Annotated in this window: 13 protein-coding genes; 8 read left to right on the forward strand and 5 right to left on the reverse strand. The window is 70.7% G+C overall.

What is annotated here, in order from left to right; genetic code table 11:
• The first annotated feature begins 456 nt into the window (after positions 1–456).
• From H629_RS0106015 to H629_RS0106025, 3 genes are all read left to right on the forward strand, one after another.
• The gene (locus tag H629_RS0106015) at positions 457–2574 is read left to right on the forward strand and encodes a hypothetical protein (protein WP_024356396.1); all 2118 of its coding nucleotides are present in this window, start codon (positions 457–459) and stop codon (positions 2572–2574) included.
• Positions 2575–2718: 144 nt separating this feature from the next.
• On the forward strand, positions 2719–4386 hold the full coding sequence (locus tag H629_RS0106020; protein WP_024356397.1) for a S1C family serine protease: 1668 nt from the start codon (positions 2719–2721) through the stop codon (positions 4384–4386).
• 69 nt (positions 4387–4455) lie between these two features.
• Positions 4456–6840, forward strand: a complete 2385-nt coding sequence (locus H629_RS0106025) for a CDP-glycerol glycerophosphotransferase family protein (protein WP_024356398.1) — start codon at positions 4456–4458, stop codon at positions 6838–6840.
• Positions 6841–6999: 159 nt separating this feature from the next.
• On the opposite strand, the gene H629_RS0106030 is transcribed toward H629_RS0106025, so the two are convergent.
• The gene (locus tag H629_RS0106030) at positions 7000–8040 is read right to left on the reverse strand and encodes a glycosyltransferase family 2 protein (protein WP_024356399.1); all 1041 of its coding nucleotides are present in this window, start codon (positions 8038–8040) and stop codon (positions 7000–7002) included.
• 63 nt (positions 8041–8103) lie between these two features.
• On the opposite strand from H629_RS0106030, the gene H629_RS0106035 reads away from it, so the two are divergent.
• Positions 8104–9336 (forward strand): hypothetical protein, encoded by a 1233-nt coding sequence (locus H629_RS0106035; protein ID WP_024356400.1) that lies wholly within the window; start codon positions 8104–8106, stop codon positions 9334–9336.
• Positions 9337–9375: 39 nt separating this feature from the next.
• On the opposite strand, the gene H629_RS14485 is transcribed toward H629_RS0106035, so the two are convergent.
• Positions 9376–9738 (reverse strand): DUF1801 domain-containing protein, encoded by a 363-nt coding sequence (locus H629_RS14485; protein WP_024356401.1) that lies wholly within the window; start codon positions 9736–9738, stop codon positions 9376–9378.
• Between the two features lie 22 nt (positions 9739–9760).
• On the opposite strand from H629_RS14485, the gene H629_RS15370 reads away from it, so the two are divergent.
• Positions 9761–9901 carry a hypothetical protein gene (locus tag H629_RS15370; protein ID WP_161607984.1) on the forward strand — a complete coding sequence of 47 codons (141 nt, stop codon included), beginning with the start codon at positions 9761–9763 and terminating at the stop codon, positions 9899–9901.
• Here the strand turns inward: H629_RS15370 and H629_RS0106050 are convergent.
• Together H629_RS0106050 and H629_RS0106055 are read right to left on the reverse strand one after the other, a co-directional pair.
• Positions 9898–10683, reverse strand: coding sequence for an ABC transporter ATP-binding protein (locus tag H629_RS0106050; protein WP_024356402.1), 786 nt, complete (start codon positions 10681–10683; stop codon positions 9898–9900). The two genes, H629_RS15370 and H629_RS0106050, sit on opposite strands and share 4 nt — an antisense overlap.
• A gap of 3 nt (positions 10684–10686) precedes the next feature.
• Positions 10687–11475, reverse strand: coding sequence for an ABC transporter permease (locus H629_RS0106055; RefSeq protein ID WP_024356403.1), 789 nt, complete (start codon positions 11473–11475; stop codon positions 10687–10689).
• Between the two features lie 199 nt (positions 11476–11674).
• Here H629_RS0106055 and H629_RS0106060 point away from each other — a divergent pair, with 199 nt between their 5' ends.
• Genes H629_RS0106060 through H629_RS0106070 form a run of 3 tightly spaced genes read left to right on the forward strand, consistent with a single transcriptional unit; the run spans position 11675 to position 14534 of the window.
• Entirely contained in the window at positions 11675–12685 is a 1011-nt protein-coding gene (locus H629_RS0106060) for an ABC transporter ATP-binding protein (RefSeq protein ID WP_029746640.1), read from the forward strand.
• Positions 12655–14226 (forward strand): hypothetical protein, encoded by a 1572-nt coding sequence (locus tag H629_RS0106065; protein ID WP_024356405.1) that lies wholly within the window; start codon positions 12655–12657, stop codon positions 14224–14226. The genes H629_RS0106060 and H629_RS0106065 overlap by 31 nt, the downstream gene beginning before the upstream one ends.
• Positions 14227–14258: 32 nt before the next feature.
• Positions 14259–14534 (forward strand): DUF3039 domain-containing protein, encoded by a 276-nt coding sequence (locus H629_RS0106070; RefSeq protein WP_024356406.1) that lies wholly within the window; start codon positions 14259–14261, stop codon positions 14532–14534.
• Positions 14535–14673: 139 nt separating this feature from the next.
• On the opposite strand, the gene H629_RS0106075 is transcribed toward H629_RS0106070, so the two are convergent.
• Positions 14674–15996: a nicotinate phosphoribosyltransferase gene (locus H629_RS0106075; RefSeq protein ID WP_024356407.1), complete on the reverse strand. Its 1323-nt coding sequence runs from the start codon at positions 15994–15996 to the stop codon at positions 14674–14676.
• Positions 15997–16034: the final 38 nt, after the last annotated feature.

Genomic DNA, 16034 nt, shown 5'->3' on the forward strand with positions numbered 1-16034 from the left:
AACTATACATGGGCATTCGGGTGGATGCAAATCCCGCTCGAATGGTGCCTGTGGACAGAGCGTGCGGGGTGCGGCGCACAGGGACAGCATCGAGGGAGATGCGTGCCGGTGCGGCGGGGCGGATCGCAGTTCACACCGATCCCGTGAAAGGGGAACCCCATGCTTCGTCTCGATCCGCCGCCGAACCGAACCTGCCCGCACATCGGGAAGGAGCGCGCCTCCGGCCACAGTGGCCCCGGGTCGCTTTCCGTGCCGCGAGCCCTGCTCCGGGCCGCGGGGCTCGGGATCATCAGCATCGTTCTCGCGGGTGCAGCCTGCGTCTCCGCTGCGGCGGCGCACGCGGCACCGCAGACGGCCCCACACCCCCGAGCCTCGCAACCGCCGTCTGCGGCGCCTCCAGCGGCTGCGTCTCCTGCCGGAGGAGGACAGCCCGGCGAATGCGCGATCGCGCAGGCCGTGATCTCTCGCAACACTGTCACGGGGACCGCCGGCTCGGTGCTCTACGACTATCGCCTGCGGCAGTTCCGCTGGTTCGCCGGGGCCGGAAACTACACCCTCGATCTCGAACTCGCCGCGTCGGTCGCGGCCGGCAGCCGTGTGCGGATCGACTTCGAGAACGCCTACGCTTCGAGGCCGGATGCGCTTGAGATCGACGGCGTGCAGGTGGCGCGGGCCGTCGGCGGCGGCGCCCCCTACAGTGCGAACGACCGGGCATCGGCCTGGGTCGAGTACGAGTTCCTGCCGTCGATCGACGGCCTCGTCGATCGACGCATTTCGTTCTCGTCGTTCTACGAGTTCTACGGACTCGGAGACCTGCCCGCTCTCGGCACGCAGCTCACCGGCCGAGTGTCGAGCTGCGTGCCAGTGGCGAACGCCGACCTCGGTCTCGTGCTCGAAACGGCCGTTCCCATGGGCGTGAGCAGTTCGTACGCGGCGGCGCCGGGGGCCGGGATGAACTGGCAGCTCTCGCACCACGCCGACGCCGGGCCGGCGGCTGCGCAGGGTCGTCGCATCGAGGTGGTCCTGGCGAACCCGCACGAATACCGGCTCAATCCGCGAACGATCAAGGCCGCGAGCTACGCGGTGAACGAAGCCCGGTTACGTCCGATCATCGGCACGGAGCAGCAGTTCGATGCCCAGAACGGCATGACGGTGACCGATCTACCGAACGGCGACGTGAGCTTCAGCTTCACGGCACCGCGGTTGGGCGATCATCGACGCTTCGTCGTGCACGTGACCGGTACTTCTGCTCTGACCGGACAGCATCTCGACCCGCACCATCGTCAGATCGCCGGCAGTTTCCGGATCGACGGCGGAGAGGCGGCCCTCGTCTCGCCGGAGGCAGGCTACGGCTCGGTCGGCGGGCAAGCGCGGCCGGTCGGGCCGCCGATCTTCGAGAAGACTCTCGACGGCGATCGGGGGTACCTGCTGCGGATCAGCAATCCGTCCGAGGGTGACGCCGGCTACGTGGTGCGTCCGGGGACGGCAGTCGATCGCTTCCTCGTCAACGGCGACGCGAACACCCCTGGGTTGCCCATCGTCGAACCCTCGCGCGGCACCGTCGCGGGGAGCAGCTGGAACTATCCCATGCTGGAACCGGGCGAGAGCATCACCGCATCGGTGCCGTTCGACCCCGTCGCCTGGCTGGAGACCGGCGGGTCGCGGATCGCGTCCTCCGTCAATGCCTTCGGACTGGAGGGCATGGGCGAGTGCGTGGCGGGGCCCGTGCTGCTGGAGCAGGGAACCGAATGCTCGAAGGTGGACGGTGGCGCACCGACGACCCCTCCCGCGAAGCTGCAGATCGACAAGGCTCAGCTGGGGGAAGCGGCACCCACCGAGGACGGCGCCGCGATCACGGTGAGCTACCGGATCGAGGTGCGGAACGCCGGAGGCATCGAGGCCTGGGCCGACGACGCAGTGGTGCGCGACGCGTTTCCCGAGGGCGCACGCGAGGTGACGCTGCTGACCCCGCCGATGCTCGTCGCCGGCGGAGTGCCAGAGACGGGGGCTGCTGCGACGCCGACCGGCGCTCCGGCGGGGTCTTTCGACCCGGAGACCGGCGTGTGGGACGGCTTCGCGTTGAACGGCGGAGCGGTTGCGGCGATGGAGTACTCCGTGGTGCTGCCGATGCCGGAGGCGGCGGGCGAACGGCTGAGTCATGTCAATCGTGCGACCGTGGAGGCCGCGGGGCTGACGCCGCATGAGGCCGGTGCCCGCTGCGCCCCGAACGACACGCTCGATGATGACGATGACCGTTGCGACGAGGTGACGACGGTGGCGGAGCGCCAGCCGGTCGAGAGCGAGGGCGACCTCGCGCCCGCGCCGTCACCGCAAGCACCCGCGACCCCCGGGGTCGAGCCTCCCGCGGCGGCCCGCCTCGCGGTGACCGGAGGCGACCGCGGTATGCTCGCGGTCGCGGCCGCCGGAGGTGCGCTGCTCGTCGGGGGCGCGATCGCGGCAGGAGCGGCGGCTGCGCGCACACGACGCCGGAGGCTCCGCATGCACGTCGCTGGGCCGGACTTGGGCGACGGGAGTCGGGCCGGAGCAGCGCAAGGGCACCGTCCCGGGGACTGATCGCCGCCGGACGTCTGCACCGCCGGACGTCCGCACCCTCGGGATTCCGGGAGGCGATCCGCGATCCGCAGCCGACACGCAGCGTGCGTAAATGCAATTCATAAGTTCGCACGCCAGGGTGGGATACACGAGAAGGGAGCACCCATGACCACCACCCCCGAGCACGATCACCCGGGCGCCCAGCCCACCCCCGGAACCCCCGCAGGGGCTGGTGACGGTGCAGCGCCGCAGCACCCCGCCCCCGAGGCTCAGCAGCCGGCCACCCACCTCACGCAGCCCACCACGCCACTGCCCGAGAGCCTCGCGGAGCAGCGAGACTCGTGGCACGACGTCCCCGCGACTCAGACGCCCGCGGCGCACTCGGCCTCCCAGCAGCAGACTTCTCAGCAGACCTCTCAGCAGGCGCCGACGCAGGCGCAGCCGTACGCTCCGCAGGCGCCGGTGGCCGGTGTTCCCGGCGCACCGCAGGGCGAGCCGGGATCGAACGGACAGTTCCCGGTCGGCGATGCGAACGCTGATCCTCACGCGGCACCGGGCGCGAGCTTCGGGCAGCCGCACGGCCACCAGGCGCAGCCCGCCACGGCGACCGCTCAGGCGCATCCGAAGAGCCGCAGCGGTGCGCTGCTCGCGGGCCTCGCCATCGGTGCGCTGCTGGGCGGCGTCGTGGGCGGCGGCGTCGCGGCCATCGTCGCATCGAACGTCGCACCGCAGACCGTCGCCGAGAGCGGCAGCACGGGCAGGCTCACGCTCAACAACGCCGAGAACGCGACCCAGATCTCGGGCGTCGCGGCAGTCGCCACCCCGAGCGTCGTGACGCTGCAGGTCACGGGCGAGAATGCCTCCGGGTCGGGGTCCGGGGTGATCTACCGCGAAGACGGGTACATCATCACGAACGCCCACGTGGTCACCCTCGACGGCGCCACCTTCGATCCCCAGGTGCGCGTCAAGCTGAGCGACGGCCGTATCCTCGACGGCAAAGTGGTCGGCACTGCTCCGTACTCAGACCTCGCCGTGGTGAAGGTCGATGCCGAGGGGCTGCCCGCCATCGAGGTGGCAGACTCCGAGAAGCTCAACGTCGGCGACCTCACCGTCGCGATAGGCGCTCCTCTCAATCTGGCGAACACCGTCACGAGCGGCGTCGTCAGCGCGGTGAACCGCGGCATCTCGGTCGGCAGCGCGCTCGTGCCGCAGGATCCGACGCCGCAGGAGGACGAAGGCGGCGGCAGCCAGAGCCCCTGGGACTTCCGCTTCGGCCTCCCGGGGGAGCAGCAGCAACAGCAGCAGGAACAGACCACGGGCGGCACCGTCACCCTCCCCGTGATCCAGACCGACGCCTCCATCAATCCCGGCAACTCGGGCGGTGCACTGCTCAACGGCAACGGCGAACTGATCGGCATCAACGTGGCGATCGCGTCCCCCACGAGCTCGCAGGGCGTGGCGGGCAGCGACGGTCTCGGCTTCGCGATCCCCGTGAATCTCGCCACCCGCGTCGCCGATGAGATCATCGCCGGAGAGCAGCCGTCACACGGCCTGCTCGGCGCCTCCGTGGCCGACTCCACGCAGGATACCGACGAGGACGCGAACCACGCCGGCGGCCTGCTCGTCGAGGTCGTCCGCGGTGGGGCGGCCGACGCCGCCGGACTGCGCGCCGGCGACGTTATCACCGCGGTCGACGGCGTCCCCGCGGTCGACGGCACCTCGGTCTCGGCCCTCGTGCGCATGCACCCGGGCGGCAGCAAAGTGTCGATCGAGTACACGCGCGTCGGCGAGGCGAACCAGACGGAGGCCACCCTCGGCACGCTCGAGTGGTGACCGGTGCGGGTCGATGCCCGGTGAGGGTATCGGCCCGCACGCCTGCCGCTCGCCGCTAAGCTGAGTCAGATGAGCACTGCCGGATTCAGCTTCGCGAGCGGCAACCTCGCCAAGCTGCTCGCGCTTCCCAAATATCTGCTGTCGCTGCTGGTCTCGTGGTTCGTTCCCCGAGGCGAGCAGCGATGGGTCTTCGGCAGCGGCATCGGCGTGGGCGAGGGAGCGCTGCCCCTCGCTCGCGCCCTCCGCGACGCCGATCCCGCAGCCCGCATCGTCTGGCTGGTCGCCGACGAGGACGAAGCGGATCTCGCCCGGGCCGAAGGGTTCGAGCCGGTGCCGCGGATCGGCTGGGCCGGATACTGGGAGACGCTCCGGGCGAGCCGCATCGTGGTCACCCACGGGCTCGGCGACGCCAACCGCTTCGGCATCTACGGCGCCACGGTCGTGCAGCTCTGGCACGGCGCCCCGCTCAAGCGACTGCATCTCGACTCTCCGGTCACCACCGCCGTGCGCGGCCCGGCCCTCGTGCGAGGGCTGCTGCGCCGCATGTACCTCGCCGGCTCTCGCGAGGTCGACCTCTTCGTCGCCGGATCCGTCGCCGCCGCCGAGCGGCTGCGCTCGGCCTTCCGCGTCGATCCCGGCAAGGTCCGCGTACTCGGCGATCCGCGCGACGATGCCCTCGCGCGGCAGGCGCACGACGCCGACGCCGCAGCGGACGCCCGCGCCCGACTCGTCGCGGCCCTCGGCGATACCGGATCCGCGCTCAGCAGCGCGGACGCGATCGTGCTCTACGCGCCCACCTGGAGGGACGGGGAGCCCGACCCGGCCGTCCCGGACACCGCCGAGATCGAGACGATCCGGCGCACCCTCGCCGAGACCGGCGCCCACCTCGTCATCCGATCCCACCCCCTCGGCAGCGGCGCCTACGAGCCGCTCGTGGGGGAGCGCGTGCACCTGCTCGGCGCCGATAGGGTGCGCGACATCACGCCGCTCCTCGGCGGGGTCGACATCGTCGTGACCGACTACTCCTCGCTCGCCGTCGACTTCTCGCTGCTCGGGCGCCCGATCGTGTGGTTCGCACCCGACCTCGAGCACTACACCGCCACCCGCGGCCTCTACGAGCCGCTCGAAGTGACGAGCTGCGGTCGCGTCGAACGGAGCTGGGCCGAGGTGATGCGCCGGCTGACCGAGCTGCGCAGCAGTGCCCTCGAGCGCCGTGCTGCGCAGGCCGACGCGCGAGCCCTCGCCGCACGCTTCCACGCCAACCCCGAAGGGGGAGCAGCGGAGCGGGTGCTCGCCGAGATCGCCGTGCTGCGCACCCCGCTGCGCCAACTCGGCACCGCCGATTCGGTGTTCTTCGAGAGCTTCTACGGGCGTCAGGTGGGCTGCAACCCGCTCGCCCTCGACCGCGAGATCGCCGAGCGCTTCCCCCGGCTCATCCGCTACTGGAGCGTCACCAGCGAACGCCAGCAGGTGCCCGAGGGCGGGGTGCCGCTGCTCGTGGGCGGTCGCGAGTGGGTCGCCGCGCGCCGCGCGGCTCGGCTGCTCGTCGTGAACGACTGGCTGCACGGGGGCGTCGGCGGACACCGGTTCCGCCGGCGCCGCGGGCAGACCGTGCTGCAGACCTGGCACGGCACCATGCTCAAGCACCTCGCGCTCGGGCGGCCCCGGGTGGGCCTGCGCACCCGCCTCGCGATCCGCCGCGAGAGCCGCCGCTGGAGCCTGATGCTCTCGCAGAACCCCCACTCGACCGAGCAGTTCCGGTCGAGCTACGCCTTCCGCGGAGAGATCCTCGAAACCGGCTACCCGCGCGATGACCGCCTCGCCCGAGCCATGCTCGGCCGGGAGCGCAACCCGATCGCGGTGCGCACCGCCCGCGCGGCGCTCGGTATCGCGCCCGACGCCCGGGTGCTCGCCTACGCGCCGACCTGGCGTGACGGCGGCCTCACCCTCGTCGACGAACTCGACGTGCGGGCGCTCGCCGAGGATCTCGGCGACGACTGGACCGTCGTGGCGCGCGGGCACACCCGCACGCACGCTTTCGGCCGTTACGGAGGCGCTTCGGCCCGAGTGGTCGACGCGTCGCAGCACCCCGACGTGAACGATGTCATCCTCGCCGCAGACCTGCTCGTCACCGACTACTCGTCGATCATGTTCGATGCTTCGATCGCGCAGCTGCCGATGCTCTTCTTCGTGCCCGATCTCGCCGCCTACCGCGACCGGGAGCGCGGCTTCACCTTCGACTTCGAGCGGGCCGCGCCCGGCCCGCTGCTCTCGCGGCGATCCGAAGTGGTCGAGCGCGCGCGGCAACTCGCCGAACTCGGTGCCGATGCGGAGTGGCTGCGCTCGGCGGAGCCCGCGGCCGCAGCCTGGCGAGCGCGCTTCAACCCGCACGACGACGGCGGTGCCTCCGAGCGCGTGGTGACCGCGCTGGTCGAACGTGGTGCGATCGGCTGAGACCGCAGCCTGCGGTTCCGGTCCCGCCTGCGGCCCGGGTTTCGGACGGGGCCGCGGTGGGCTCCGGGCCGGTCGGCCAGGCCCGATCGGATCGGCACGATCGGATCGGCACGATCGGATCGGCACGGTCGGTGAACGCGGATCCCGTGGCGTGCGCCGCTACACCCGCGAGCGGTCCACCACCCGGCCACCGCCGAAGACGATGCCCCGCAGGAAGCCGGACCCCCAGCTGAGGTGCATGGTCATGAGCGTGGCTGCGGTGAGCAGCCGATCGCGCGTGCCGCGCTGATCCGGGATCCGCGCCGTCGCGTAGGCGATCCCGAGCAGATACAGCGCTGCGGGCGTGAGCAGCAGCGGCCATGCCGAGCCCCAGGGGAGGATGCCGCAGGTGAGCAGCACGAGTCCCACGAGACTCGCCGTCACTCCGAGCACCAGCGCGCCCGGAGCGAAGAACCGCCACGGGTTCGCGCGGCCGTAGCGCCGTACGAGCACGGCCCGCCACGTTCCGGTCGCGAAGAACTGCCGGGCGAGATCGCGAAGCGACGCGCGTGGCCAGTAGGTGACCCCGAGGGCCGGTTCGAACCACACGAGCCCGCCGGCGCGGCGGATCCGGAGGTTGAGCTCCCAGTCCTCGCCGCGCAGGATCGACGGGTCGTAGCCGCCGACGGCTTCGAGCGCTTCGCGCCGGAAGATGCCGAGGTAGGCCGATTCCGCCGGCCCGGCGACGCCGTCGCCGTGATAGGCGCCGCCGCCGAGGCCGAAGGGACTGTTGTAGCCGCGCGCGATCGCCCGCTGCACGGCCCCGCGTCCGGCCGCGCGCATCACGCCGCCGACATTGGCCGCGCCCTCGCGGCGCAGGGCTTCGATGCCGCGCCGGGTGTAGTCGGGGGTGAGCTCAGAGTGGGCGTCGACCCGCACCACGACGGGGTGGCGGCTCGCCGCGATCGCCAGGTCGAGGCCGGCGGGGATGTGCGTCAGCGGATTCTCGACGAGTCGCACACGGGGGTCGGCCGACGCGAGCGCCGCTGCGATCGCGTCGGTGCGGTCGCGCGACGGGCCGAGCGCGAGCACGATCTCCTTCTCGCCCGCGTAGTCCTGGTCGAGGATCGTGCGCACGGCCGTTTCGAGGTAGTCCTCTTCGTTCAGCACCGGCATCACGTAGCTCACTGCGGGCTGCTCGGGAAGCGGGGGAAGATGCACTCCACGATCCTCCCACAGGCTCGCGAGCAGGGGCTTCACGGCGACTGACGATATTCTGGAGGGATGCAATTGGCGAACGATGCGAAACGCGCGGTGCGACTGGCGAAGCGGGTGCTGAAGGGTCGGCGGGCCTACTTCGAGCTGAAGGAGCAGCTGCAGCAGCGGGGCCCGCTGCCCGAGCAGCGTTTCCGCGTCGGCGTCTACTTCGCCGACAGCGACGTCAATATCTACCAGATGCGGCAGTGGTACGCGCCGCTGCAGGAGCTGTCGAAGCGCTGGCCCGTCCTGGTGCTCGCCCGCAACGCGGCCGGCGCGCGGCAGCTCATCGCGGAGAGCGGCCTCGACGTCGCGTTCGTGCAGAAGGTCACCGACATCGAGCGCCTTGTCGAGGAGCAGCCGCTCGACGTGATCCTCTACGTGAATCAGAACACCCGCAACTTCCAGATGATGCGCTACGGCCGTCGCTGGCACGTGTTCATCAATCACGGCGAGAGCGACAAGATGTACATGACGAGCAACCAGCACAAGGCGTACGATCGTGCGCTGGTCGCGGGCGACGCCGCCCGGGCCCGGCTGTCGAGGACTCTCTGGGACTACGACGTGGAGCGCCGCACCATCGCGATCGGGCGCCCGCAGGCCGATCATCTCGGGGGCACTCCGCCCTTCGCTCCCGACGACCGCACCGTCGTGTTCTACGCTCCCACCTGGGAGGGGGACCGGCCCGCCGCGTGCTACGGATCCGTGGCGACCCACGGCGAGACCCTCGTGCGCGAGCTGATCGCAACCGGCCGGCACCGAGTCGTCTACCGTCCGCACCCGCGCAGCGGCGTCGTCGACGCGGCGTTCGGCGCCGCGAACGAGCGCATCATCGAGATGCTGCGCGAGGCGAACCAGCACGATCCCTCGGCTCAGCACGTGTACGACACCTCTCCGGCGCTGGGCTGGCAGCTGAGCCTGCCGGACGTGGCGATCTGCGACATCTCCGCGATGGTCTACGATCGGCTCGCCACCGGCAAGCCGCTCATGGTGACCCGCCCGGTCGCCCCCGAGGCCGAGGTCGACGAGGGCGGCTATCTGAGCGTGTGCGAGTGGCTCGACGCGAATGAGACCGGTGACATCGCGGCCGTGCTCGACCGGGTCATCGGCGACGATGCCGCCCGTGAGCGCCTGGGCACTTGGTCTGAGCGCTACTTCGGCGACACCTCGCCCGGTGCCCCGACGCGGCGCTTCCACGAGGCGATCGAGGGGCTGCTGGCGGAGGCCGACGCGTGGCGGGAGCGGCAGTCCGCGGCGTAGCAGAGCGGATCCGGCCCGGTTCCGGGCCCGGCGCAGGGACTAGCGGGCTTCCCAGACCAGCGCCAGATACTCGGCCACATGTCGAGACTCGATCTCTTCGAGCGCGGAGAGTCTCAGATGCTTCCGGCCCTCCGCGCCTCCCTGACCGGCCAGGAACCCGTAGGGGTCTTCGATGCGGGCGGCTCCGCCGAGCTCCAGGGTGACGTACTCCTTGCGAGCGAAAATGCCGGCGTAGAGAAACGGTCCGTCTTTGTAGAGCAGGCCTCCGTATTGGAACGTCTCCTCCGCGTCGGGGTAGCCGTTCGTGACGAGTCCGCGGAGCCTGACGATGATCGCGTGGCGCCCGTCCGCCTGCTCTTCGAGGGATGTCAGGAACTTCTCGATCTTCGCGTCGCTCTTCATGGTTCAGATGCTAGGCGCGGAGATGAGGCGGCGTATTGAACGATTCGGCCGCCTTCTCGCGGCCTGGAATCGCCCCGTGGCGGGCGGGACGCCCGCCGTGCCGGATCTCGGCAGAAGCGGGCTCGCGGCGAGCCGCGGCCTGCTCGTGAACGTGCGCGGCTAGTCGTTCACGGGATGGTCGCTGTTGTAGCGATCCAGCACTTCGTCGATCGGCGCGTCGAGCGCGAGCCGGCCCCGGTCGAGGTAGAGCCCGCGGGTGCAGAAGCGCCGCAGGTCGCCCTCCTTGTGGGAGACGAGGAAGAGCGTCTTGCCCTGCGCGAGCAACTCTTCGATGCGCCGGTAGCACTTCGCCCGGAACGCGCGGTCGCCCACCGCGAGCACCTCATCGACGAGCAGCACCGGCTCGTCGAGCTGCGAGACCACTGAGAACGCGACGCGCACTTTCATGCCGCTCGAGAGGTGCTTGAAAGGAGTGTCGATCACGTCTTCGGCACCGGCGAAGTCGATGATGTCGTCGAAGCGCCCCGCGATCTCCTGGCGGCTGAGCCCGTGCAGGCCGGCCGCGAGCGTGACGTTGTCGCGCACGGTGAGGTCGCCGACGAAACCGCCCGTGATCTCGATGAGCGGTGCCACGCCGCCGTGCACGGTCACCGAGCCCTCGTCGGGCAGCAGCACACCGGCGACGAGCTTGAGCAGCGTCGACTTGCCCTGGCCGTTGCGGCCGACGACGCCGATCGCCTCGCCCGGGCGCACCTCGAACGACACGTCGCGCAGCGCCCAGAACTCGCCGGGGCGATTGCGGCGGGACCGGCCGGAGAAGAGATCCTTGAAGCTGCGGCGGGAGCCCTTGTTGCGCCGAAAGCGCACGCCGAGGCCCCGCACGGAGATGATGGGCGACGCCTCGGAGGAGCTGTCGCACCCGGTGGTCTCATCGAGTTTGGACATCGGTCACAGCTCCTTCAGGACGCCGCCGGTGGAGCGTCGGAACACGAGCACGCCGACGGCGAGGAAGACCAGCGTGCCCAGGGCGGAGGCGCCGACGAGCGCCCAATCGAGCTGATCGGGGAAGAACCCGGCGCGGAACAGCGCGAAGATTCCCGAGAGCGGGTTGAGCCACGCGAGCGGGCGGGCGAACTCGGGCAGGTCGGCGGCGCCGTAGATGATCGGGGAGGCGTAGAAGAGCACGCGCAGGATCAGCTTCGTGGCCCGTTCGAAATCGCGGAAGAACACGACGAGCGGGGCGACGAGCAGTCCGATCCCGAGTGTGAGCGTTGCGAGCATCAGCACGGCCAGGGGGAACAGCACGAGCTGCCAGCCCACGGTGGCGCCGGTGGCGATCGCGAACGCGACGAGCACCGGCAGGCTCAGCAGGAACTCGACGCCCTTCGAGCAGACGATGCGCCCCACCCAGATCCAGCGCGGCAGAGCCACCGAGCGCACCAGCTTCACATCGCGCAGGAAGGCGCGCGTCGAATCCGACACCGCGCCGTTGAACCAGACCCAGGGCAGCAGCGCCGTGAGCAGGAAGACGATGTAGGGCGCCTCGCCGACCGAGCGGCTGAAGACCTGCGTGAAGATGAACCAGTAGATGAGGCTCATCAGCAGCGGATCGAGGATCGACCACAGATAACCCAGCAGCGAGGTGGAGTAGCGCACCTTGAGGTCGCGCCGGGTCAGCAGCCACAGCGACGACCACGCACGCCTGCGCGCCGACCGGGACTCGGAGGAAAACGTCACACAGCCATTCTGCCCGGTTTTCCCTGAGCCGTCGGCAGCGGAGGCTGCTGAGATGTTCCGCTCGCGCCTATTCCGCCGCCCGGCGAGGGCGCGCGCCCCCGCGGCGAGGATTTGATAAATTAGACATGTGCCGCCCGTATCGCCTTCGACCGAGCCTGTTTTCGAGCCAGCAGAGAGCTCGAGGTCGAGCGGACCGGTTTTGGCGGACAGCGATGAGGCCGGCGTCCAGGACGAGGATCCCACGGCAGAGGCGAGCACGGCTGCCGGATCCCCCCGGGTGCGTCCGAGCCGGGCGGGCGAGGCCGGGGGCGGGCCCGCACCCGCCCGATCCGCTGAGGAGCCCGCACCGTCGGAGCCCGGATCAGCACCCCGCACGGGCCGTATCCAGGTGCCGGTGCCCTCCGTCGTGCGCGCGAGGGAGCGCGGTCGACTGGCCGAGCAGAACCCCATCGTGCTGCGCACCGAGATGCTCACCAAGACCTACGGCTCGCTCGTCGCCGCCAACGAGGTGTCGATCGAGGTGCACGCAGGCTCCTTCACCGGGGTCGTCGGCCCCAACGGCGCGGGCAAGACCACCACGCTCTCGATGATCAGCGGCCTGCTGCGCCCCACGTCGGGCCGGGTGAGCGTGCGCGACGTCGACGTGTGGAGCGATGGCCCGGCTGCGAAGCGTCTCATCGGCACGCTGCCGGATCGGCTGCGCCTGTTCGACCGCCTCACCGGCGCGCAGCTGCTCTACTACTGCGGCGTGCTGCACGGCGTCGAGGAGGGCGTCGTCGCGCAGCGCTCGACGGAGCTCGCCGAGGCGTTCGGCCTCGAGTCGGCGCTCGGTCGCCTCGTCTCCGACTACTCGGCGGGCATGCAGAAGAAGATCGCGCTCGCCTGTTCCATGATCCACGCCCCCGAGGTGCTCGTGCTCGACGAGCCCTTCGAAGCGATCGACCCCGTCTCGGCGTCGAACGTCACCGAGATCCTCGAGAAGTTCGTCTCCGGCGGCGGCAGCGTGGTGATGTCGAGCCACAGCCTCGACCTGATCCAGCGGGTCTGCGATCACGTCTCGATCATCGTCGACGGCAGCGTCATCGCGCAGGGCACCGTCGACGCGGTGCGCGACGGCCTGAGCCTCGAAGAGCGCTTCACGAAGCTGACCGGCACGAGCGACGCCAGGAAGGGGCTCGAATGGTTGCACGGCTCTTCCGACTCCGAGTAGCGCTGCTCGGCGGCGCGTTCCGGGGCTCGGTGGCGAAGGGCCTGCGCACCGCACTGCTCTACGTCCTGCTCGCTTCGGCCGCGGTGCTGCTCGCCGTGGTGCCCGCTCGCCTCCTGCCCGTGGGGCAGGAGCGCGCCATCGTCGACGTCATCATCGGCACCATCGTGCTGGGCGGCGTGTTCGTGGTGCCGTTCTTCGAGAACCGGCGCAACCTCGAACCGCGTCAGTTCGCCCAGTTCCCAGTCGGGGCCGGCGCGATCGGCGTCTCGCTGCTCGTCACCTCGATCGTGACGTGGCCCTTCCTGCTGCTGCTCACCTGGTTCACGGCGCTCGTCGTGCTGCGGCCCGAGTGGGCGCAAGCCGGCTGGATCGCGCCCGTCGCCCTGGTGCTCGCCGCGATTCTCGCACTCTGCGGCGTGCGCGTGGTGTCGGCCCTCTCGAAGCTGCTCGCGGGCGCCCGCAACGCCGGCACGATCCGCACCGTGGGCGTGGTGCTGCTCGTCGCCTTCCTGCCGGTCGCGGTGTTCGCCGCGGCGACCGCATTCGGGGCCGAGGGATCCGCGGCTGCTGCGAGCACCGCGGCCGCTGCGGCGTGGACGCCGTTCGGCGCGCCCTTCGGCGCGGTGACGCTCGCTGCGTCGGGCGAGCAGGGCGGCGCCCTGCTGCACCTCGCGGTCGTGGCCGCCGCGATCCTCGCCCTGCTGCTGGCCTGGTTCCCACTCGTACGCTTCTCCAACCAGCGCGTCGACCGCCCGGTGGCCCCCGATGCGGCACGCGCCGGCCTCGGCTGGTTCGAGCGCTTCGCTGCGCGGCCCGCGCAGGTCATCGCCGCGCGCCAGCTCACCTACTGGGCGCGGGACCCCCGCTACCGCGTCGCGCTGTTCGCGATCCCGATCGCACCCGTCGTGATGCTCGTCGCCTTCGCCGTCGCCGGGGCCGACCTGCGGCCGCTCTCGCTCGTGCCGCTTCCGGTGATCCTGTTCCTGCTGGGCTGGTCGCAGCACAACGACGTCTCCATGGACTCGACGGCCATCTGGGAGCACGTGGCCAGCGGCATCCGCGGCCGGGCCGACCGCGCGGGAAGGCTCGCTCCGGTGCTCATGATCGGCCTGCCGCTCGCGCTCATCGGATCCAGCATCACCGTGACGATCCTCGGCGAGTGGCGGGTGCTGCCCGCCGTGATCGGCATGAACATCTCGGTGCTGCTGGTCGCCTGCGCGGTGTCGAGCGTCTTCTCCGTGCTCATGCCGTACCCGGCGACCCGGCCCGGCGACAGCCCCTTCTCGCAGCCCCAGTGGTCGGGATCGGGGTCGGGCCTCGCGCAGACGCTCTCGATGATCCTGGCCCTGCTGCTCGCCGTGGCGCCCGTCTGGTACGCGATCATCGCGATCGTGAACGTCGAGTTCGGGAGCAACATGTGGGCGCTCGGCTTCGGCGTCGGCTACGGCGTCGTCGTGCTACTGCTCGGTGTGGTGATCGGCGGCCGACTCTTCGATCGCAGCGGCCCCGAACTCATCGCCGTCACCCAGATCTTCGACTGACGCGCTGGGAAGCCCCGAGGTACAATCGGGGCATGGGTATTTTCTCACGTCGTGATCCGGAGACCGTGGGCGGGGGCACCGACGTGCTCGACCGCGAGCTCGAGAAGCTGCTGGAAGACTCGCAGATCGAGGACGGCGACCACGAGCGCTTCTCCCACTACGTGCCCAAGGACAAGATCCTCGAGTCGGCAGTGACCGGCAAGCCGGTGCGCGCGCTCTGCGGCAAGAAATGGACGCCCTCGCGCGATCCTGAGAAGTTCCCGGTCTGCCCCGACTGCAAGAAGGTCTACGAGCGCATGAAGAAGTGACGCTCGCGCGCGTTGGTATCCATGCTGAGTCGACGCTGGCTCTGCGCTGGCGTTGATTCTGCGCTGTCGCTGGCGTTGATTCTGCGCTGACCAGCAGCAGGCCGCCGGTATCGCGGATATCGGCGGCCTGCTGCGCGTGTCAGCGGTACTCGGTGGGGATCGCGGGGTCGCCCCGGGTGAGGCTCAGCGCGACCGGCGGCAGCTCGGCGACGCGGGCGCGGTGCCGCTCGCGTGCGGCGGCCAGCCCCTCGGCCCCGGCGTGCTCGGCCAGGATCTCGCCCGACCGCACGAGCGGTGCGAGCACTTCGCGCGTGGTGCCCGCGAGCTCTTCGCCCTCGGGCTCGCCGCCCGGGCCGTCGCCGAGCAGGATGAGTTCGGCGGTGGCGGTGCCGCGCGAGTCGTAGCGGCGGCGCACGCTCTTGCGGCCGCCCACGGAAGCCTTCTCCGCCGACTTCTTCGCGACCGCGATCCACTCGCCCGACTCGTTCTCATGCGCCACGAGCTTGTAGACCATGCCCATCGTGGGGGTGCCGGATCCGATCACGACCGATGTGCCGACGCCGAAGCTGTCGACGGGTGCAGCGGCGAGGGCGGCGACCGTGTGTTCGTCGAGGTCGTTCGTCACCGTGATGCGGGTGCGCGTGGCGCCCAGCTCATCGAGCAGTCGGCGCACCTGCGCGACGACGACCGGCAGATCGCCGGAGTCGATGCGCACGGCGCCGAGCTCGGGGCCCGCGACCTCGATGGCGGTGCGCACGCCCTGCTCGATGTCGTAGGTGTCGACGAGCAGCGTCGTGTCGGTGCCGAGAGCCGCGATCTGCGCTTCGAAGGCCTGCCGTTCGCTGTCGTGCAGCAGAGTGAAGCTGTGGGCGGCCGTGCCCATCGTGGGGATGCCGTAGCTGCGCCCTGCCTCGAGATTGGAGGTGGCGCTGAACCCTGCGAGATAGGCGGATCGGGCCGCGGCGACGGCGCTGTACTCGCCGGTGCGCCGGGACCCCATCTCTGCGAGCGGTTTACCCGCGGAGGCGTGGCTCATGCGGGACGCCGCCGTGGCGACCGCGGAGTCGGCGTTGAGGATGCTCAGAGCGAGGGTTTCGAGCAGGACGCCCTCGGCGAAGCTCGACTCGACGGTGATGACGGGGGAGCCGGGGAAGAAGACCTCGCCCTCCGGATAGCCCCAGATGTCGCCGGAGAAGCGGAAATCGCTCAGCCAGTCGAGGGTGGCGGGGCTCACGATCCGCCGCTCGCGCAGGAAGTCGAGCTCGGTGTCGGTGAAGCGGAATCGTTCGATGGCGTCGAGCAGGCGACCGGTCCCGGCGACCACGCCGTAGCGGCGCGCGCCCGAGAGGCGCCGGGCGAAGAGCTCGAAGACGCTGCCGCGGTGGGCGGTGCCGGCCTGCAGCGCGGCATCGACCATCGTGAGCTCGTAGTGGTCGGTGAGGAGGGCCGTTGACGTGTGCACGCCGTCAGCATAGCCGGTGCCCTGGCGCCTGCGCGGTC

It is taken from the genome of Leucobacter chironomi DSM 19883 (genome assembly GCF_000421845.1).
GTDB classification, from domain to species: Bacteria; Actinomycetota; Actinomycetes; order Actinomycetales; family Microbacteriaceae; genus Leucobacter; species Leucobacter chironomi.

Bases quoted from the DNA above. Each gene is read 5' to 3' on its own strand.
- H629_RS15370 (WP_161607984.1), top strand. From the start codon at position 9,761: ATGAGGCGGCGTATTGAACGATTCGGCCGCCTTCTCGCGGCCTGGAAT.
- H629_RS0106065 (WP_024356405.1), top strand. From the start codon at position 12,655: ATGGTTGCACGGCTCTTCCGACTCCGAGTAGCGCTGCTCGGCGGCGCG.
- H629_RS0106025 (WP_024356398.1), top strand. From the start codon at position 4,456: ATGAGCACTGCCGGATTCAGCTTCGCGAGCGGCAACCTCGCCAAGCTG.
- H629_RS0106035 (WP_024356400.1), top strand. From the start codon at position 8,104: ATGCAATTGGCGAACGATGCGAAACGCGCGGTGCGACTGGCGAAGCGG.
- H629_RS0106050 (WP_024356402.1), bottom strand. From the start codon at position 10,683: ATGTCCAAACTCGATGAGACCACCGGGTGCGACAGCTCCTCCGAGGCG.
- H629_RS14485 (WP_024356401.1), bottom strand. From the start codon at position 9,738: ATGAAGAGCGACGCGAAGATCGAGAAGTTCCTGACATCCCTCGAAGAG.
- H629_RS0106020 (WP_024356397.1), top strand. From the start codon at position 2,719: ATGACCACCACCCCCGAGCACGATCACCCGGGCGCCCAGCCCACCCCC.
- H629_RS0106070 (WP_024356406.1), top strand. From the start codon at position 14,259: ATGGGTATTTTCTCACGTCGTGATCCGGAGACCGTGGGCGGGGGCACC.